Here is an 18,867-nt window from a genome sequence, read left to right on the forward strand (position 1 = left end):
CGCCCACCATTGTCGGTGGGCGCCTCGACGTGCCGATGTCCGTGATGTGCCGATGTTGTGACCGCCCCCGGCTACTTCACCTCACCGCGCAGGATGCGCAGCACGCCGAAGAACAGCGGGATGCCGATCCACACGATGGCGGAGACAACGAGCTTGGCCCATTCGCCGCCGCTCGCCCACTGCTCGGATTGGAAGGGCGCGTTGGTCATTCCGGTGTCGACCCAGGCCCCGAGATGGTCATGGAACCATGGCACCAGCTGGCTGACGAGGGTCAGCGCGGTCGGCAGCACGAAGTAGGCGACGATCGCGCCGGGAGTGTTCAGGATCAGCGCGGCGAAGCCGAATCCGAGGAGCAGCCCGAACAGTTGCAGCACAAAGGAGTTCACCAGTCCCGCGGCGGTGAACGACCATGCTCCGGCCGGATCGGCGAAGGCGAGACCGGCGATCACGTTGCCCACCGCCCCGAGCACGAGGGCGAGGCCGACGGCGATCACCGAGGCGATCAGAGCGGTCAACAGTTTCGCGACGATGATCCGTTCGCGACGCGGTTCCATCGTGAACGTTGTCAACGCCGATCGCTGACTCCATTCACCGGTGACCAACAGGATCGCCATCACCGGCAGGATGATGCCCAGTGGGATGTTCATCATGCCGAAGAACTGGCCGAAGGTGAGGTTGGTGAGACTGTTGCGGTTGGCGATCAGCATCGCCACCACGACGACGACCGACAGCACGCCGATGGATGCGGCCAACCAGAATCCGGCGCGGGTGTCGACGAGTTTGCGGAGTTCGACCCGGACCAGGCGGGTCATCGGAATGCCGGCGGTGCGCGTCGGCGCGGACGCGGCCGGGGCAACGGTGAGGGTGGTCATCAGAATGCTCCTGCGGTCATCGGTTGTTCGCGTTGGGTGGAGGCGGTCAGTTCGAGGAACATCTCCTCGAGTTTGGCGCCGTCGCCGGCGCGCAATTCGGTGAGCACGATGGCGTTCGCCGCGGCGACCCGCCCCACTTCCTCGGGGGCGGCGTCGGTGGACAGTCCGCCGCCGGACTGCGGCTGCGCGCTGATGCCCGAGGCGTCGAGCGCGTCGGTGAGGGCCCGGTCGTCGAGCGAGCGCACCGTGGTTCCGGTGCCCGCGAGCAACTCGGCCTTGGTGCCCCGGGCGACGATGCGTCCGTTGCCGATGACGACGAGGTCGTCAGCGACGATCTCGATCTCGTGCAGCAGATGCGAAGACAGCAGCACGGTGCCGCCACGATCGGCGTAGCCGCGCAGCAGGCTGCGCATCCAGTGGATGCCCGCCGGGTCGAGGCCATTGGCTGGTTCGTCGAGGATCAACACCCGCGGATCGCCCATGAGCGCGTTGGCGATTCCGAGTCGCTGCCGCATACCGAGGGAATAGTTGCGGACCCGCCGGCCGGCTTCCTGCGGTGTCAGGCTGACCAGTTCGAGCATCTCGTCGACCCGGGTGCGGGGCACCCCGATGGTCATCGCGGTCAGGCGCAGGATCTCCTCGCCGGTGCGTCCGGCGTGCTGTGCGGACGCGTCGAGGAGTACGCCGACCTCGGTGGCGGGATTGGGGATGTCGCGATAGGCCTGCCCGTCGATCGTCACCGAGCCTGACGTCGCCGGGCACAGTCCGGTCATCACCCGCATGGTGGTGGACTTGCCCGCTCCGTTCGGTCCGAGGAAGCCGGTTACCTGCCCCGGGCGGCACGCGAACGACACGTTGTCGACGGCGACGTACTCGCCGTAGCGCTTGCTGAGGTTCTCCACTGTGATCATGGACATCATCGTTGCCGCACCGGGCGTGTGCGCACATCGGGCGCGAGGATGGACCCGATCTACGACGAAAGTCTGATACCGCCTGGCCGTCGGGTGCAGGCGGCTGGGGGATCACCCCTACTACGGTGAGGGGGTGCGTCCCGAGGATTATCAGCCGCCGCTGAATTGGTGGAGCCATACATGGCGTCTGCTGCTGATGCTGGCGATCTCCGCGGTGGCGATGATCGGACGCACCGATCACGTGGGCGCTCATGTGATCTGGTGGCTGATCCTCGATCTGGCCCTCGGGGTGGTGTGCTTCGTCGCGACCTGGTGGCGCCGATCCCATCCGGTTCTGGTGTGTACGTTGACCAACCTGGCCGCGATGGTGTCGGTCAGCTCCTCGGGAGCCGGGGCACTGGCGATGGTCTCGTTGTCCACTCGACGGCGGTGGCGTGAGATCGCGCCGCAGATCGTGCTGGGAATCGTGTGCAGCGCGGTCGCCGACGAGTTCGTCTATCGACCCGATCCGAGTGAATCACCGCTGGTGCGATACTCGTTCATCGTCGCGATCACCGCGGTACTGGTGGCGTGGGGCATGTACATCGGGTCGCGGCGCGAACTGCTGGCGAGTTGGCGCTCGCGGGCCATGCTGGCCGAGCAGGAGCAGCAGGCGAAGGTCGCACAGGCGCGATCGGTCGAGCGGGCACGAATCGCACGGGAGATGCATGACGTTCTGGCGCATCGTATCTCGACGGTGAGCATGTATGCCGGGGCGTTGGCCTACCGTGCCGACCTGACGCCGGAGCAGGTGCACGACACCGCGTCGACGATCGAGGAGAACTCGCGACTGGCCCTCACCGAACTCCGCGAGGTACTCGGGGTGCTGCGTGAGGGCCCCGGGGATGCCGACCCGGAACAGCCGCAGGCCGGCCGCGACGACGTGGACGACCTCGTCGAGCAGAGCCGGGCGGCGGGTATGCGGGTGAGCTATGTGCGCACCGACGACCTGCAGACGATCGCGGCCACCACCGCACGGACCCTGTATCGCTGTCTGCAAGAGGGTTTGACCAACGCGCGCAAGCACGCACCGGCGTCGGCGGTGACCGTGCGCATCGAACCCGGACGCTCGGGTGGGATCGACCTGCTCGTGGCCAATCCGCTGCCGATCGGTGACCGGTCACCGACGCTGCCGCCGTCGGGTCTGGGGCTGATCGGATTGGGCGAACGTGTGGAGTTGAGCGGTGGACGGTACTCGACGACCCGCACCGACGACGGGATGTTCCTCCTGCACGTCTGGCTGCCGCCGGCCGTGACGCCCGGCGCCGATCCGAGCGGAGCCGATCCGAGAGCACGATGACCAGGTGACGAGACGAGGAGGTATCCGATGGTCGCGCGCGTGATGATCGTCGACGACGACCCACTGGTGCGGTCGGGACTGAAGTTGCTGCTCGGCGGCGAACCGGGCTTGACGATAGCCGCGGAGGCGGCCAACGGCAGTGCGGCGCTCGACGCGCACCGCAGCGACCCGGTCGATCTGGTGTTGATGGATCTGCGGATGCCGGTGATGGACGGGATCGCGGCCACCACCGCCTTGAAGGCCGCCGACCCGGCGCCCGCGGTCATCGTGCTGACGACCTTCGACGCCGACGACTACGTGGTACGGGCATTGGCGGTCGGTGCGGACGGATTCCTGTTGAAGGACACACCACCGCAGGAGATCGTGGCGGCCATCGGCAACGTCCTCGACGGACAACCCGCGCTGAGTCCCTCGGTGACCGCGGCGCTGATCAAACAGGTCGTCGACTCCGGGCAGCGGTCGGGGTCGGTCGAGGCGCGCGAGGGCATCGCGCGCCTGACCGAGCGGGAACGCGAAGTGGCGATCGCGTTGGCCAGGGGAGCGTCGAATGCCGAGATCGGCGCCGAGCTCTACATGAGTGTGGCCACCGTCAAGGCGCACATCTCACACATCTTCGCCAAACTCGGGGCGGCCAATCGTGTACAGGTGGCGATCGCCGTCCACGACGCCGGACTGGTCTGAACCTCTTCTCACACAGCCTGTTCGACCACGTGCGGCGGCTCGGCGGCGCCGGCGGCGAGGAACGCACACACCGCGATCGCCGCGCAGACCAGCATGACGATTGCGAGAGGGCCGGCGGTCTCGGGTCCGGCGACGCTCACCAAGGGTGACACCAGCGCACCGAGCCCGAACTGCAGGGCGCCCAGTACCGCCGATGCGGCGCCGGCGTTGGTGCCGACCGACGACATGGCCAGGGCGGTGGCGTTGCCGAAGACCAGGCCCAGGCTCGAGACCATCACGAACAACGGCACCGCCAGCCAGGCCGGCCGTGCGTCGGTCACCACCAGCAGCGCGAAACTGATGGTGGCCGTGGACATCACGGTGATCCCGACGGCGACGAGCCCGCGGACAGCGCGGGTGGCGACCAACCGTGCGGCCAGCGCGCTGACGGCCATCAGGCCCGCCGCGTTGACCCCGAACGCCAGCCCGTACACGCCGCTGGAGAGTCCCATCATGTCCTGATAGACGAACGGCGACGCCGAGATGTAGGCCATCATCACCGCGAAGGAGAACGCGAAAGTGCCGCTGTAGCCGAGGAATCCGAGCCGACGCAACTCGCGGGTCGATCCCGGGTGGTCGGCGCGGCGGCGCGCGAGCCGGCGATCTCGGGGCAGGGTCTCGGTGATGACGCAGGCGATCGAGACGAGCATGACGACCGAGATCGCGAGGACCACCCCGAGGATTCCGCGCCACCCGACCGGATCGACGAGGAACCCGCCGAGCAGCGGCGCGAGCACCGGCGCCACCCCGCCGACGATCATCATCAGCGAGAACGCCCGGGCGGCTGCGCGTCCGGTCGCGAGGTCGGAGATGATCGCGCGGCCGATCACCATGCCCGCAGCTCCACCGAATCCCTGCAGGAACCGGGCGGCGACGAGCACACCGACCGTGGGGGCGAGCGCGGCGAGCACGCCGGAGGCCACACACAGCAGTGCCCCGGCCAGCAATGGACCCCGACGGCCGAACCGATCCGAAAGCGGACCGAAGGCGAGTTGGCCGGCGGTGATGCCGATCAGGAAGGCGGTGAGCGTCAACTGGATTGCGGTCGCCCCGGTGCCCAGGTCGTCGGTCATCTCCGGGAAGGCCGGCAGGTACAGGTCGGTGGCGAACGGAGCCACCGCCGACAGCAGGGCCAGAACGAGCAGGACCGGTCGGGTGACGCCGGAGCGGGTGACATCGCCGTGTTCGGCTGCGATCCCGGGTGTTGTCGACGGCATGTGGTTATGGGAACATATCTTTATGGCGCGTGTCGAACGCACACCGAGGTCACGGGCAGCACTCCTCATCGAGATCGCCGACGTGGTGCTGCGCGTGGCACGCGAGGTCGAGCCGCACGGACCGCACGGTCCGTCCGGCGTGGTGCCACTCAACGGCAGCGAGGCCGCGGTGATGCGGTGGGTGCACCGCCACCCCGGCGGCACCCCGGCTCACGGCGCCACCGCAACGAGGCTGCAGCGCAGCAACTTCAGCGTCGTCATGCGCTCCCTCGAGGACAAGGCGATGATCGTTCGGGAACCCGATCCCGGCGATGGCCGCTCGGTGCGGCTGTATCCGACCGAGCTCGCCCTCGACAGCATCGCCCGGCTCCACGAGTTCTGGGTTCACACGATGTCGGCGGCGCTGCAGGCGCAGACGGCGGCCGGGGCCGAGTCGGTCGAGCTCGACCAGCTGCGCACCACCCTTGACGTGCTCCGCGAACTCGACGAGGGATTGCCCCGGACGCGGTAATCGGACCGATCGCTGTCATCGGATCGATCGCGGTGGCGAAGTCGCGACCCGCTCGCCACACTGGAGACCACAGCGCCTGACGCCGACGACAGGCCACGACGGAAGGCCCAACGATGGCTGGTCACAACGAGAACTTCGGATTCGATCCCGAGGACTTCGATCGCTTCGCCCGGGAGGCCGCCGACGGCTTGCGTCAGGTCTTCGGGCGCTTCGTCTCCGAACCGGCGGCGTCGAGTGTGTTCTCGACCTTCGTCGACGCCACGTCGGGCCGCCGCACCAAGCCGGAACCGCCCACCGCGGGCGAGGTCGGGGCAGGCGTCTGGGCGGTGTTCGACGTCGACGATCGCGGCGATGCCCGGGTGGAGCAGGTCTTCGCCACCGAGATCGACGCCCTGCGCGCCAACCAGCACAACACCGACCCCCGACGCCGGGTGCGGTTCCTGCCCTACGGCATTGCGGTCAGCGCGCTCGGCGGTTCGGCGATCGCCGCCGACGACAGCGGCGGCGAGGACGAGAATCGTGGCGGTGCGGCAGGGGAATCCGCGCAGAGCTGACGGCCGACTCACTTGGCCGAGCGCAGCGCCTCGCGTCGTTGCTGCGCCTCGGTGAACCGTCGGCGTTGCACGTCGTTGTCCGGGACCAGCTGCGGCACCGCACACGGTCGGCCCTCGTCGTCCATCGCGACCATCGTGAAATAGCAGCTGTTGGTGTGCCGGCGCTCGCCGGTCTGGATCGACTCGGTCTCGACCCGGATGCCGACCTCCATCGACGTCCGACCGGTGTAATTGATGGACGCCGACAGGATCAGTAGTTCACCGACCCGGATCGGCTCCCGGAAGATGACGCGGTCCACCGACAGGGTGACCGCATAGTGGCGCGAGTAGCGGCTCGCGCACGCGTAGGCGACCTGATCGAGCAGTTTGAGCAGGGCGCCGCCGTGCACGTTGCCGGCGAAGTTCGCGAGGTCGGGCGTCATCAGCAGCGACATGTACAGCGTCGACCGGTCGGTTCCCGGATGGATGTGCGCGTCGGGCGGCGACGGCACCTGCGCGGGCGGGGTCATCGGTGCGCTCCTCGCGATCGGGGCCGGCGCTCACGGGCGACATGGCGGGCCGGGGGTCGCGTCATGATAGGCACGTCGAGGGCGATGCGGCAGGATAACGCGGGTGAGCGTGCTTGCCGAGGCGGCCTCGGATCCCGACCGCACCACCGCGGTGACCCTGTTCTGGATCGCGGTGGCGGCGGTGGCCGCGCCGCTGGTCGCCCGCCTCACCCGCCGCTACGTCCCCGAGGTCGTGGTGCTGTTGATTCTCGGCATGGTGTTCGGGCCGCACGTCCTCGCCGTGGGTGATCCGGACTCGGTGGCCGCGGTCAGCCAGCTCGGCCTCGGCATGCTCTTCCTGCTCGCCGGATTCGAACTCGATCCGACGATCTTGCGCGGCAAGCCCGGCGCGGTCGCGGGCGGGATCTGGTTGCTGAGTCTGCTCATCTCGACGATCGCGGTGGCGCTGTTGGTGGCGCCGGGCGATTTCACCGCACACGTGGCGATCGCGATCGCGATGACCTCGACGGCATTGGGGACGTTGCTGCCGATCATCAAGGCCGACGGGCTGCTCGAGCAACCGTTGGGGCGCGCGGTGATGGCCCACGGGGCGGTCGGTGAACTCGGTCCGATCCTGGCGATGTCGTTGCTGTTGACCAGTCGCAACATCGGCGGCGCGGCGATCGTGCTCGCCCTGTTCGGCATTGCGGCCCTGATCCTGTTCGCGCTGCCGCGGCGAGCCGGCCGGATTCCCGCCCTGCGCGCCGCGCTCGTCGAGATGGAGGGCGGCACCTTCCAGTTGCCCGTCCGTGTCGTCGTGGTGCTGCTCGCGGCGTTCATGGCGGTGGCCGCGGTCTTCGATCTCGACGTGGTGCTCGGTGCCTTCGCCGCCGGCATCGCCCTTCGGCGCCTGCTGCCCGAGGACACCCGGGTGGTCGAGAGTCTCGAGGTCATCGGTTTCGGCCTGCTCATCCCGGTCTTCTTCGTGACCTCGGGCATGAACATCGATCCGTCGGCGGTGGCGTCGGCGCCGATGCTGTGGGTGATCCTGGTCGTCGGCATCGGTGTGGCCCGCGGCGTCCCGGTGTGGGTGGGTGAGCGGCTGGTGACCCACGACGCGAGCCTGCGCGTCGGACGCGAACGCATCTCGCTGGCGCTGTATGCGGCCACCGGTCTGCCGATCATCGTTGCCGTCACCCAGGTCGCGATGAGCAGTGATCTGATGTCACCGACGCTGGCCTCCACGCTCGTCGCCGCGGGCGCCACGACGGTGCTGGTGTTCCCGCTGGCAGCTCGATTGATCGCTCGTGAGGACGCAGCGGCGCCATCCGCGGCGTCGTGATGCCGGAGGACACGCGTGGGCGTCCGTCAGGCGAGCAAGCCCGCCAGACGAGCAAGGGGACGACCCACGGAATGGATCGTCCCCTCGGCCGGACCCGGGACACACCGGATCCATGCTGCGTCGTTGTCGATCAGAGGTACTGACCGCAGACGGGCCAGGCGCCCGGTCCCTGGGTGGCCAGCACGTTCTCGGCGACGCGGATCTGCTCTTCGCGCGAGGCGTAGGCCGGGTTGCCGGTGCCGCCGTTGGCTTCCCAGGTGGACTGGGTGAACTGCAGGCCGCCGTAGTAGCCGTTACCGGTGCTGATGCCCCAGTTGCCGCCGCTCTCGCACTGCGCGACGGCGTCCCAGTTGTGGCCGGTGTCGGCCGATGCGGTCGCGGTTGCCACGCCGAACGGGGCCACCGCCAGGGCACCGATCACTCCGGCGCGCACAGCAAGCTTCTTCATGGTGGTCGTCATCCATTCCTCTTCTCATCCGCCCGGTGGTGGGCAGGTGATTCTCGGACCGGGGGCGACCCTACGGGCTCGGTAACGGTCAGGTCACGCCCACGCTTGCGACCTGCGGGAAAATCATCACGGTGAGATAACGCTGTGAAGTCACCATGAAATGCCTGCGCATCGCGGCGTGTCGCCTTCCCCGGCCAGGGGTCGGGGAGACCCTGGGAATGTGACCAAGCGCACAGCGATTTTGTGGTTCGTGTCACGTGTTTTTGGTTGTGTCGCTGTCCGTTTCGCGGCATTGATGTCGAAAGTTGCTCGCGGAATGCGCAATTCGTCGTCTACGTCGGACCGGGCGGGCGAGCGCGTGCTCAGCCCCCTCACAGTCCGCGGGGTTAGCCTTGCGCGGTTTACGTGCCGACGCTGCCGGCCCCAGGGGACGACGCGGCGCGCAACGGCGCCCTGACGATGAGTGGAGAACGGATGGCCAGCGAGTTCGATCGACGTCGGTCGCGTGCGTCCTCCGGACGTCACCGCGCCGCACGGCCCGATCGGCCGACTGCGGGCGAGGTGTATCGCCGGGCGGCGCAGCGCGGAGCCGACGAGGACACCTCCGTCTGGACGCCGGTCGGGGGCTTCCCCGCGGAACCGGACGTATCCGATCCCCCCGATCTCGCCGGCTCCGGACCTACCGGGCCGCGGCCGAGCCGCCGATCGGTCTCCGAGGATCCGACCCGGCCCATTCCGGCTCGTCGTGGTGGCTCACGGGTCCGCCCGGCCGGCCGCGATTCCGCGCGTCCCGCGCGTCCCGCGCCTCCCGCGCCTCCCGCGCGCCGGCGGACCGCGATCGGACTGGCGCGCGCGGCGGTCGTGGTGTGCTCGGTCGTGGCGTTCGTCGTCTGCGGGGCGATGTGGATGGGGGCCAGCACTTTTCGTGGTGGGCTCGGCTACTCGAACGCGCTGCAGGGTGCGCCGCGGTCGACCGATGGCGCCCAGAACATCCTGCTGATCGGGCTCGACACCCGAAAAGACAAGAACGGCAACGACCTTCCCGACGATGTGATGCGACAGCTGCACGCCGGTGACGGCGACTCGGGTGGCTACAACACCAATACGCTGATCCTGATGCACATCCCGGCCGACCGGAAGAACATCGTCGCCTACTCCATCCCGCGCGACGACCTCGTCGAGACGCCCGATCTCGACGTGTCGCAGGCCAAGATCAAAGAGGTGTACGGTCGCACCAAGGCGGCCACCGAGGACCAGCTGGCCAACGAGGGCATCAGCGATCCGGCCACCCTCGAGGCCAAGGGCCGTGACGCCGGCCGTACCGCGACGATCAAGGCGGTGCGCACCTTGACCGGGGTGCCCATCGACAGGTTCGCCGAGGTCAGCCTGATCGGTTTCTACGACGTCGCCAAGGCGCTCGGCGGTGTCGAGGTGTGCCTCAATCATGCGGTGTCCGACGACTATTCGGGCGCCAACTTCAGTGCGGGCATGCATCGGCTGTCGGCGTCGCAGGCGCTGGCCTTCGTGCGCCAGCGTCATGGGCTGACCCGTGGCGACCTCGACCGCACCCACCGCCAGCAGGCCTTCCTGCTCTCCGCCCTACATCAGGTGCAGAGCGCCGGGACGCTCACCGACGTCGGCAAGCTGAATCGCCTGATGAGCGTCGTCGACGACGACGTCGTCTTCTCCCAGGGCTGGGACGTGGTGTCCTGGGCGCAGGACATGATCGGCGTGCCCGATCAGAAGATCAGCTTCCAGACCCTGCCCGTCGTGCGGTATGCGACCGTCGACGATCAGGACGTCAACATCATCGATCCCGTCGCGATCCGCGCCGAGGTCCAGCGTGCCTTCGGGGTACCGGTCACCGCACCGGCGCCGTCCTCCTCCGGTACCTCCCAGTCCGGCGGTTCGCAGTCCGGTGGTTCGGCGTCGGACTCCGGGTCGGAGGCGACCCCGACCACCGACGACTCCTCCGACGGGGCCCAGGACGCCAGTGCCGACGACTCCGGACCGGCGCCCGACAGCGGTCCGGCCGTGGTCAACACGGGCACCATTCCCTGCGTCGACTGACCGGGCTGCCACCTGCCCAGACGGACGGGCCGTGGCGGGTTCGTCGGGAAATGCCGATGCCGGGTCGAGGTGATCGGCACACTGGACCCGGGTACAGCGCTACGCGGAGTGGGAGCGAGGAGAAGACAGTGACGCACACAGCACAGTCGGCAGCAGGGGTCGGCACCGCCTCGTCGGATTCGGATCCGGTCGAGGTGGTCGTCGAGGCGCCACTGGGGATCGTGACGTTGACCCGGCCGCGGCGGCGCAACCCGCTGTCGACGGAGACGATGCGGGCCGTCACCGCGGCCCTGCGAGCGTTGGGGTCTGACGACGCCGTCCGGGTGGTCGTGATCCGTGCGCACGGGCCGACGTTCTCCGCCGGACATGACCTGTCCGAACTCGTCGACCGCACCCTCGACGACGAGCGCGCGGTCTTCGACACGTGTGTGGAGATGATGGCCGCGGTCCACGAACTCGATCGACCGGTCATCGCCGAGGTTGCCGGGGCGGCCTTCGCCGCCGGCTGTCAGCTCGTCGCGACCTGCGATCTCGCCGTGGCCGCCACGACCGCGACGTTCTCGACCCCGGGCGTGCGCATCGGATTGTTCTGCTCGACGCCGATGGTGGCGCTCACGCGCGCGATCGGGCGCAAGCGGGCGATGAAGATGCTGCTCACCGGTGACGCCATCGACGCCGACACCGCCGCCGACTGGGGACTGGTCAACGACGTCGTGTCACCCGACGAACTCGCGACGACGGTGCGCGAACTCGCGCTGCGCATCGCCGGGTCGAGCGCCTCCACCCTGGCCATCGGCAAACGTGCCTTCTATCAGCAGATCGACGAAACCGAAACGCACGCATACGAACTCATGGCCGAGACGATGGCGACCAACGCGATGACCTGCGATGCGCAGGAGGGAATGTCGGCGTTCCTGGCCAAACGCGCTCCGGTGTGGACCGACCGGTGAGGTGTGTGCGGGCCTTCCTAGTACTTGTCGGCAGCTGAACCGGCCGGGCCCGGGTCGTCCTGCGGCGGCGTTGCCGGATCGGGATCGTCGGCATTGTCGTCGCTCTCGACGTGTTCGTCGGACGGCGGCGTCGTTCGTTGCGGGACCGAGGAATTGAGCAGGACGTCGACCCATCGGGTGGACGGATCGATGTCGAGCAGCAGCACCTTGCACATGATGGTCAACGGCACCGCCAGGATCGCCCCGAGCGGACCGAGGACCCACGCCCAGAACAGCAACGACACGAACGTCAGGGTCGTCGAGAGTCCGACGGCGTCGCCGACGAACTTCGGTTGGATCACCGACTGGATGACGACGTTGATCACGCTGTAGACGACGATGACCACCAGCATCGTCGGCACACCGCCGTCGAGGAGCCCGAGCAGCGCGGGAGGGATGACGCCGATGACGAATCCGATGTTCGGGATGTAGTTGGTGATGAACGACAACAGGCCCCACAAGATGGGCAGCGGAATTCCGATGATCGCGAGCGCCACGCTGTCGAATACCGCCACGATCAGACCGAACAGCGTCGAGACCCACAGATAGCTGCGGGTGGCCTGCGCAAAGGAGGAGAAGGCCGACGCGATGTCGGGGCGTTCGGCGCGCAGATACTCCATCCGATCGCCGAAACCGACCGAGTCGGCGGCCATGAACAACAGCAGCGCCAGGATCAGGACCAACGACGAGGCGACCCCGGCGGTCGACTGCAGGATGTCGGTGGCCGCGCCGATGATCTTGCTGGAGTCGATGTTGTGCAGCATGTCGTGCACCTTTTGTTCACTGACCCCGTGCGAGGTCAGGAACCGCTGGAACGAGGCGACGAGATCGTTGAACTTGTCGCTGTAGTTCGGCAAGATCGTCGCCAGGCGCGCCACGGAGTAGGCCAGCGAGGCGAACAGGCCCACCAGGATTCCGTACACCAGCACCAGGACCGTGACGAAGGCCAGCCAGGCCGGTAAACCCTTGCGTCGCATCCACCCCGCTGCCGGGGCCACCGCCACCGTCAGCATCAACGCCAAGAAGATCGGTGCCACCAGCGAGGAGACCGATCGGATACCCGCGACGGCCACCACGATGCCGGCGATCGAGACCAGCACGATGGCACCGCGCGGCATCGACCACGCCGGTGGGTTCGCGCGCGGCGACATGGGTGCGTGGCCTTTGGCCATATCGGGGGTGCCCCTTCTCCGGCGGGGCGCGCGGAGACCGTCGAGCGCCCAGTGGTGACGTGCTCTCCGCAAAGACTAGGTCCGGTGATGCCCGTTGTGGGCGCTTCCGCCACCGCGAGCGCGGACAAATCACCCGGGAGGGATGAGTCACGCCGATCCGCACGCCTTCTGCGCGCGCTGCGTAGAAGTGTGGGCGGCAGCGGAGCGGCGGAGGAGACTGTCGGGGCCTCGTGTCGCGATGCCGCCAGCGGCTCCGACAGGACAGACGACATGACAGACCGCTGACCCCAGACGACTCCTGCCCCCGCGCTCGTACACCGCGGCGGCCGGAGTCATGGAAGGACCACCGTGACCGCGACCACCACCTCGAGCGCCGCAACAGCCCCGAGCGCCGCAAGCACCCCCGCAGGCGGCGAGTACACCGACGCCGACCTCGATGCCGTCTTCGGGCCGGTGTTCGCCCGGATCGCCGAGGGGGCCGTCGCGCGAGAGGAGGACCGCCGCCTCGCCCACGACGAGATCTCATGGCTCAAACAGGTCCGTTTCGGTGCGCTGCGTGTGCCCGTCGAATTCGGTGGGTACGGAGCATCGGTGCAGACCCTGTTCCGGCTGCTGATCGACCTCGCGGCGGCAGAATCCAATCTGCCCCAGGCGCTTCGGGTGCACTGGTCGTTCGTCGAGGATCAACTGCTCGCCGACGACTCGCCCGCCCGACAGCGGTGGCTGCAGGCCGTGGCCGACGGCACCCTGGTCGGCAACGCCATCACCGAGCCCGGAGTGGGCGCCGTGGACCGCTATCGCACCACGGTGACCGACACCGAGGGCGGATATCGCGTCGACGGCACCAAGTACTACAGCACCGGCAGTCTCTACGCCGACCACATCCTCGTCGCCGGTGATCATGGGGGAGAACGTGTTTCGGTTCTCGTCGATGCCGATGCCGACGGGGTCGTCCAGCACGACGACTGGGACGGCTTCGGTCAGCGGCTGACCGCGAGCGGCACCACGGAGTTCTCCGGTGTCGAGGTGCCTGCCGATCGGCTGCTCGGCGCCGGATACGGAGCCCCCGGCCGGACGTATGCGACCTCGTATCTGCAGCTGGTGCAGTTGGCGGTGCTCGCGGGTATCGCGCAACGCGCGCTGGACGACACGTCCGAATGGGTGCGGGCCCGCACCCGCACCTTCACCCACGCCGCGGCGGATCTGCCCCGCGAGGATCCGTTGGTGCAGCAGGTCATCGGACGCCTGGCTGCTGCCGCATACACCGCGCGCACCCTGGTCCTCGACATCGCGGGCAAGCTCGATCTGCTCCTCGACGGGGGTGCCACCGACGAAACGCTGCTCGACGAGGTCGAATTCGACGTCGCCCGCGCCCAGCATGCGGTCATCACGACGGTGCTCGACGCCACCTCAGCCCTGTTCGAGGTCGGCGGCGCGTCGATCACCTCCGAGCGGCTGCGCCTGGACCGGCACTGGCGCAACGCGCGGGTGATCTCGGTGCACAACCCGCTCATCTTCAAGCTGCGCGCCATCGGTGATCACGTCCTCAACGGCGCCGATCTGCCCTACGCGTGGAGCGCAGGCGACCGCCGGTCGGGCAAAGAAGCGGCAGCACAAGCAGAGTAAAAGCCCACGCGCCCGACTCGGGCCGGGTGGAAGTGACGACGAGTGGTCGGCGGTTCACGCCGACCACTCGTGCGTTTCCAGATCCTGCCAGCGGACATCGAGATGACAGGCGGCCACCGCCGCGTGCTCGGGCCCGAGCAACTCGGTCAGCACCTCGGTCATGATGTCGCGCACCTGCTCCGAATCCGACGGCAGGACATCGTGGTAACGGGCGATCAGGCCGATCCGGATGCGGTCGACGCGTCCGTCCTCGTCGTCGACGAGCAGATGCACCACCAAGCGACCCACCGTGCGGCGGATTCGCACCGCGAGGACCTGCTTGAGTACGCGGTCGGAGACCTGAACCCCGGGGGTGTCGGTGTCGAGGGGTCGGCCCGGTCGGCGCACCCGCCCGAGGTTCGCGGTGATCGCGGTGACGAGGCGATTGGCGTCCTCGCTGAGACGGTCGGTGGCACCGTCGAGTTCACGTCCGGCAGCAACGAGCCAGGCGTCGGTCTGTTCGTCGTCGAGTTGGCTACTCACTCCTGGGCTCCTTCCTGCGGTGTGGTGTCGGTATCGGCTCCGCGGTCGTCGGGTGGGTCCGACGATCGGCCACCGGGCCGCCAGGGTTCCAGCCGGGTGGCGAGGTAGCGGCGACTGCGCTGCAGATGTCCGCGGACCGATCCGGTGCTGATCTGTAGGATTCGCGAGATCTCGGCCAGCGACAATCCCTCGACCTCGCGGAGCCACCACACCGCCCGGGAATTCTGCGGCAGGGTGAGCAACTCGGTACCCAGCGCCTCGACCAGGGTCTGCCGCATCGCCTCATCCGACGGTAGCGGTTCGGCGGCGGCCAGGTCGGCGAATTGGACGTCGTCGGTCGGAATATCGCGGCGGCGGCGTCGATAATCGATCGTCTTGCGGTGCGCGATCGCGAACACCCACGTCTTCACACTGCTGCGAAAAGCGAAGTCCGGCAGCCCCCGCCAGGCGTCGAGCAAGGTGTCCTGGGCCAGGTCCTCCGCGGTCTGGGAATCGGGCACCATACGTCGCAGATACCGCAGCAAGGGCGGGGTCAGCCGGGCGACCAGCTCCGAGAACGCCTCGGTGTCGCCGACGGCAGCGGCCGCGGCCAACTCGTCGTCGGACAGATTGCCCAGCGCCAGACCCGGAGCCGGGGAGCTGTGACCGGACTCACTCGAATTCACGCGTGCATATTTCGGTTCCACTACGACTGACCTTATACCGGCATCGCGCACCGCAATCCGGGACGACGATGAGACGCACCGAGGTCTTCTCGCCGCGCCCTGTGCGGCGGATGCCGCGAGCAGTGTCCACCGTGTGTAGTCGAGTGAGTACAGAGGAGTTCTCGTGACCGATTCAACTGTGACCGAAAAGACCAAGACCACCGCCGCCGCAGCGACGGACACCAGCGAGCCCACCGGGAAGGGCCTGGCTCTGGCCCGCGAGAGCGGCGCGCCCGGTGACCGCGGCAGGACCGTCATCGCCGATGCGGTTGTCGCGAAGATCGCCGGCATCGCGACCCGCGAGATCGACGGCGTCCACGATGTCGGTGGTGCCGCCGAGCGTGTCGTCGGAAAAGTGCGTGAGGTCCTCCCGGGAACCTCGGTGAGCACCACCCAGGGCATCAACGTCGAGGTCGGCGAGAAGCAAGCTGCCGTCGACGTATCGATCGTCGCCGACTTCGGCGTCGCCATTCATCAACTGGCCGCGGCGATCCGGCGCAACGTGATCAACGCGATCGAATCCATGACCGGGCTCGAGGTCACCGAGGTCAACGTCACCGTGCACGACATCAACTTCGGCGATGACGACGACGACCAGACCGACACCCCGCCTCGGGTCCAGTGATCGCTGTGCAGGCCGAATCCGGAAGTGACCGGCTCCCCACACGTTCCGGGGAGCCGGGCGCCGACCTTGCGCAGCGGGTCGCGGACGCGGTGACCGCGGTCGACGGGGTCACCGGTCTGCACGGCGGCGTGTTCGGCGAGATCGCCACCTATCTCCCCGGCGGCCGGGTCAGCGGGGTGCAACTCGACGACGACCGCGGCGGAGTGCACGTGATCGTCGACATCTCCCACGACCTGCGTACCGTCGCCGCGCACGCGGTGGCTGTTGCCACGGAGGTCGCCGGGGTGCCGGTCGATGTGACCGTCGAGGACATCAGCTTCCCGGGACAACGGGCGGAACAAGTTTCGGAACAACAGAATTCGGGTACCCGACGCGGAACCCCCGCCGGCGGTGACACACCCGGCGCGACAGACGGGAAACACAATGGGTAACAACGCAACCATCGGCCTGATCGTCGGACTGTTACTTGCACTCGCGGTCACCACCGGTGGATTCGGCGGCTTCGTCCTCGCGCTGGTCCTCGGTGGTATCGGGCTGGCACTGGGTCTACAACGCGACGGCGCCATCGATCTCGGTGCGCTGCTGCGAAGCCGGAACCGTGGCTGAGTCGTCGAACCCGACGCGCACCGGCGCCACCGTGACGCGAGGCGTCGACAACGTGCGTCCGGACGCGGTCGGGACCGCGGCACCGGCCACCGGGGATGCCAAGGGGGCGTTAATCATCGCCGACCGTGTGGGCGCCAAGATCGCCCGCCGGGCAGCACTCGACATCGACGGGGTCACCCGGTACAGCAACACGATCGGATCACTGCTCGGACCGGGAGCACTGGGCGCGGCATACCCCGCGGTGCGCGTCGACATGTCCGACACAGCGCCGCTGGTGGAGGTCACGGTTGCGCTGACCTGGCCGTGCGCGGTGGCGCAGGTGTGCCGGGACGTGCGCGCCCACGTCGCCGACGAACTGGCACGGCTCACCGGGATTCGGCCCTCTCGGGTCGATGTGACGGTGGGAACGATCACCACCGACAACGGGAACTCGACCACCCGCGACGGCTACGTGGAACTACCGGCCCCCTCGGAGATCGAGAATCGCGATTCCGCGCCGGATGACAGCCCGTCGGATGGCACCGACACCGACATGGTCACCGACACCGACGATACCGAGACAGTGCAGGGGAGGGTTCACTCATGACCACATCGACGACACCCGAATCCGCATCGCGGCCACGGGCCGAGATCGTCGCCGAGAACCAGGATCTCGCCGGCGGCAAGGTCTTCGCCCCGGCCGCCTACCCGGGCGCGGCGATCGTCGGGTCGCTGATCGGGCTCCTGCTCCTCGGCTTGGCGTGCGTCGGGATCCGAGATCTCATCGTGTACGCCGGATGGATCGACGGAACCAGATGGACGACGAACACCGCCGACTGGATCACGAGAAGTACGTGGCAGGACTGGATGTGGCCGGTCGCGGTGATCTGCGTGATCGTCGGACTGTGGTTGGTGTGGTTGGCCGTCAAGCCCCGGCGCCGCACCCACGTCCCACTCGGAGACTTCGAGGTGATGTGGACCCGCCGCGGCGACATGGCACGCCGCGCGAGTGCCGCACTGCTCACCGTTCCCGGGGTCGAGCACGCCACGACCGTGGTCACCCGACGACGGGCAAAGGTCACCGTCACCGTGTCGGGCGGTGTGGACGAGCAGACCATGCGCGACCGCGTTGCCGAGGCGCTGGCCCCGGTGAAACACCCTCCACGCGTGGTGATCCGGCGCGTGGTCCGCAGTAAGGAGGCACGCTCGTGAACCGGCGTCCAGCGATCCTGCACCGACTCACCGTTGCGGTGATCGGGCTGGCACTGCTGGTGGTGGGTGTCGGCGCCATCGGATGGCAACTCGACATCACCCCCATCCACGGCTGGGTCGATCATCTCGATCCCACCTGGGCGAGCCGCATCACAGCGGAGAATTGGTGGTGGGCTGTGCTTCTCGGGGTCGTCGTCATCGCGGTGATCTGGGGGTTCGCGCTGCTCGGTGCGGCGTCGCGTCCCGGCCGGGTGGACGACCTGACCCTGACCGGCAGTGGTGCCGAGGGCATCCTGACGGTTCCGCCCAAGCTGATCGCCGCCGCCGTCGCCGACGAACTGTCCGAGCGGACGATGTTCGACAAGGCGACCGTGCGTGCCCTCGACGATCGTGGACGCAGCATCATCCGCATCGACGTCACCGCGCCGCCGCGCTACTCCTACGACGAGATCGCCGAGGTGCTCGGGCCCGCCGTGGAGAACATCCGTCGCGCGGTCGACGGGGCCGACATCCACGTCCAGGCGTTGGTCCACCTACAGAATCCGAGTCGCTGAGCCCGCACCCGAGCGCAGAACTCACGAATATCCGACACGACACCGCATCTCGGTGTCGCCACGAACTCGCCGGGACCCCCGGCAGACCCGAGCGCACTGCGCGCCGGGACCATCAAGAGAAGGAGCTGTCATGGCACTCGAGGACAAGATCTCGAACAAGGTCGAAGACGCCAAGGGCAAGGCCAAGGAAGTCGGCGGCGACGTCACCGGCGACGACAGCCTCAAGAGCGAGGGCAAGGCCGATCAGGCCTCGGCCGCGGTCAAGGACGGCATCGAGAGCGTCAAGGACGCCGCAGGCAAGGTCAAGGACAAGCTGACCGGCAACTGAGCCGCGCGGTAACACCGGGGCGGGCATCGTCATCGACGATGTCCGCCCCGGCGCATCCGGCGGTAGGGTGAGCCCGGT

23 protein-coding genes are annotated in these 18,867 nt (G+C 68.2%); 15 read left to right on the forward strand and 8 right to left on the reverse strand.

Features of this window, described 5'->3' with window-relative positions; translation table 11 throughout:
* Positions 1-71: 71 nt before the first annotated feature.
* The gene (locus tag QNM97_RS06810) at positions 72-872 is read right to left on the reverse strand and encodes an ABC transporter permease (RefSeq protein ID WP_283822122.1); all 801 of its coding nucleotides are present in this window, start codon (positions 870-872) and stop codon (positions 72-74) included.
* Positions 872-1,792 (reverse strand): ABC transporter ATP-binding protein, encoded by a 921-nt coding sequence (locus QNM97_RS06815; RefSeq protein WP_283822123.1) that lies wholly within the window; start codon positions 1,790-1,792, stop codon positions 872-874. The genes QNM97_RS06810 and QNM97_RS06815 overlap by 1 nt, the downstream gene beginning before the upstream one ends.
* A 124-nt stretch (positions 1,793-1,916) precedes the next feature.
* Between QNM97_RS06815 and QNM97_RS06820 the strand changes: the two genes are divergently transcribed.
* Both QNM97_RS06820 and QNM97_RS06825 read left to right on the forward strand, forming a co-directional pair.
* Complete coding sequence (locus tag QNM97_RS06820) at positions 1,917-3,122, forward strand: sensor histidine kinase (RefSeq protein WP_283822124.1); 1,206 nt, start codon at positions 1,917-1,919, stop codon at positions 3,120-3,122.
* A gap of 27 nt (positions 3,123-3,149) precedes the next feature.
* Complete coding sequence (locus tag QNM97_RS06825) at positions 3,150-3,803, forward strand: response regulator (protein WP_283822125.1); 654 nt, start codon at positions 3,150-3,152, stop codon at positions 3,801-3,803.
* A gap of 8 nt (positions 3,804-3,811) precedes the next feature.
* Here the strand turns inward: QNM97_RS06825 and QNM97_RS06830 are convergent, their stop codons facing one another.
* Positions 3,812-5,059, reverse strand: a complete 1,248-nt coding sequence (locus QNM97_RS06830; RefSeq protein ID WP_283822126.1) for a multidrug effflux MFS transporter — start codon at positions 5,057-5,059, stop codon at positions 3,812-3,814.
* Between the two features lie 22 nt (positions 5,060-5,081).
* On the opposite strand from QNM97_RS06830, the gene QNM97_RS06835 reads away from it, so the two are divergent.
* Positions 5,082-5,570, forward strand: a complete 489-nt coding sequence (locus tag QNM97_RS06835; RefSeq protein ID WP_283822127.1) for a MarR family winged helix-turn-helix transcriptional regulator — start codon at positions 5,082-5,084, stop codon at positions 5,568-5,570.
* Positions 5,571-5,683: 113 nt separating this feature from the next.
* Positions 5,684-6,124 (forward strand): Rv0313 family protein, encoded by a 441-nt coding sequence (locus tag QNM97_RS06840; RefSeq protein WP_283822128.1) that lies wholly within the window; start codon positions 5,684-5,686, stop codon positions 6,122-6,124.
* An 8-nt stretch (positions 6,125-6,132) separates the two neighbouring features.
* On the opposite strand, the gene QNM97_RS06845 is transcribed toward QNM97_RS06840, so the two are convergent.
* On the reverse strand, positions 6,133-6,633 hold the full coding sequence (locus QNM97_RS06845; RefSeq protein WP_283822129.1) for an acyl-CoA thioesterase: 501 nt from the start codon (positions 6,631-6,633) through the stop codon (positions 6,133-6,135).
* Positions 6,634-6,736: 103 nt separating this feature from the next.
* Here QNM97_RS06845 and QNM97_RS06850 point away from each other — a divergent pair, with 103 nt between their 5' ends.
* Positions 6,737-7,954, forward strand: a complete 1,218-nt coding sequence (locus QNM97_RS06850) for a cation:proton antiporter (protein ID WP_283822130.1) — start codon at positions 6,737-6,739, stop codon at positions 7,952-7,954.
* Positions 7,955-8,084: 130 nt separating this feature from the next.
* Here the strand turns inward: QNM97_RS06850 and QNM97_RS06855 are convergent, their stop codons facing one another.
* Positions 8,085-8,414 carry a transglycosylase family protein gene (locus tag QNM97_RS06855; protein WP_208791901.1) on the reverse strand — a complete coding sequence of 110 codons (330 nt, stop codon included), beginning with the start codon at positions 8,412-8,414 and terminating at the stop codon, positions 8,085-8,087.
* Positions 8,415-8,876: 462 nt separating this feature from the next.
* On the opposite strand from QNM97_RS06855, the gene QNM97_RS06860 reads away from it, so the two are divergent.
* Positions 8,877-10,472, forward strand: coding sequence for an LCP family protein (locus tag QNM97_RS06860; RefSeq protein ID WP_283822131.1), 1,596 nt, complete (start codon positions 8,877-8,879; stop codon positions 10,470-10,472).
* Positions 10,473-10,600: 128 nt separating this feature from the next.
* Positions 10,601-11,422 carry an enoyl-CoA hydratase gene (locus QNM97_RS06865; protein WP_283822132.1) on the forward strand — a complete coding sequence of 274 codons (822 nt, stop codon included), beginning with the start codon at positions 10,601-10,603 and terminating at the stop codon, positions 11,420-11,422.
* A gap of 17 nt (positions 11,423-11,439) precedes the next feature.
* Here the strand turns inward: QNM97_RS06865 and QNM97_RS06870 are convergent, their stop codons facing one another.
* Positions 11,440-12,612, reverse strand: a complete 1,173-nt coding sequence (locus QNM97_RS06870; protein ID WP_502874997.1) for an AI-2E family transporter — start codon at positions 12,610-12,612, stop codon at positions 11,440-11,442.
* A 369-nt stretch (positions 12,613-12,981) separates the two neighbouring features.
* Here QNM97_RS06870 and QNM97_RS06875 point away from each other — a divergent pair, with 369 nt between their 5' ends.
* On the forward strand, positions 12,982-14,259 hold the full coding sequence (locus QNM97_RS06875) for an acyl-CoA dehydrogenase family protein (protein WP_283822133.1): 1,278 nt from the start codon (positions 12,982-12,984) through the stop codon (positions 14,257-14,259).
* Positions 14,260-14,313: 54 nt separating this feature from the next.
* Here QNM97_RS06875 and QNM97_RS06880 read toward each other — a convergent pair whose 3' ends face one another.
* Entirely contained in the window at positions 14,314-14,781 is a 468-nt protein-coding gene (locus QNM97_RS06880) for a hypothetical protein (RefSeq protein ID WP_283822134.1), read from the reverse strand.
* A complete protein-coding gene (locus QNM97_RS06885; RefSeq protein ID WP_283822135.1) occupies positions 14,778-15,446 on the reverse strand; it encodes an RNA polymerase sigma factor in 669 nt (222 codons plus the stop codon). Before QNM97_RS06885 ends, QNM97_RS06880 begins: the two co-directional genes overlap by 4 nt.
* A 163-nt stretch (positions 15,447-15,609) precedes the next feature.
* Between QNM97_RS06885 and QNM97_RS06890 the strand changes: the two genes are divergently transcribed.
* The 7 genes from QNM97_RS06890 to QNM97_RS06920 all read left to right on the forward strand — a co-directional run bounded on the left by QNM97_RS06890 (position 15,610) and on the right by QNM97_RS06920 (position 18,789).
* Entirely contained in the window at positions 15,610-16,110 is a 501-nt protein-coding gene (locus QNM97_RS06890; protein WP_283822136.1) for an Asp23/Gls24 family envelope stress response protein, read from the forward strand.
* Between the two features lie 5 nt (positions 16,111-16,115).
* Positions 16,116-16,541 (forward strand): hypothetical protein, encoded by a 426-nt coding sequence (locus QNM97_RS06895; RefSeq protein ID WP_283822137.1) that lies wholly within the window; start codon positions 16,116-16,118, stop codon positions 16,539-16,541.
* Positions 16,534-16,716 carry a hypothetical protein gene (locus tag QNM97_RS06900; protein WP_006367671.1) on the forward strand — a complete coding sequence of 61 codons (183 nt, stop codon included), beginning with the start codon at positions 16,534-16,536 and terminating at the stop codon, positions 16,714-16,716. The genes QNM97_RS06895 and QNM97_RS06900 overlap by 8 nt, the downstream gene beginning before the upstream one ends.
* Positions 16,709-17,302, forward strand: a complete 594-nt coding sequence (locus QNM97_RS06905) for an Asp23/Gls24 family envelope stress response protein (RefSeq protein WP_283822138.1) — start codon at positions 16,709-16,711, stop codon at positions 17,300-17,302. Before QNM97_RS06900 ends, QNM97_RS06905 begins: the two co-directional genes overlap by 8 nt.
* The gene (locus QNM97_RS06910; RefSeq protein WP_283822139.1) at positions 17,299-17,907 is read left to right on the forward strand and encodes a DUF6286 domain-containing protein; all 609 of its coding nucleotides are present in this window, start codon (positions 17,299-17,301) and stop codon (positions 17,905-17,907) included. Before QNM97_RS06905 ends, QNM97_RS06910 begins: the two co-directional genes overlap by 4 nt.
* Complete coding sequence (locus QNM97_RS06915) at positions 17,904-18,461, forward strand: Asp23/Gls24 family envelope stress response protein (protein ID WP_283822140.1); 558 nt, start codon at positions 17,904-17,906, stop codon at positions 18,459-18,461. The genes QNM97_RS06910 and QNM97_RS06915 overlap by 4 nt, the downstream gene beginning before the upstream one ends.
* 130 nt (positions 18,462-18,591) lie before the next feature.
* A complete protein-coding gene (locus QNM97_RS06920) occupies positions 18,592-18,789 on the forward strand; it encodes a CsbD family protein (protein WP_006367667.1) in 198 nt (65 codons plus the stop codon).
* Positions 18,790-18,867 lie beyond the last annotated feature (78 nt).

The sequence above is a fragment of the Gordonia sp. L191 genome, assembly GCF_030077625.1.
GTDB classification, from domain to species: domain Bacteria; phylum Actinomycetota; class Actinomycetes; order Mycobacteriales; family Mycobacteriaceae; genus Gordonia; species Gordonia polyisoprenivorans_A.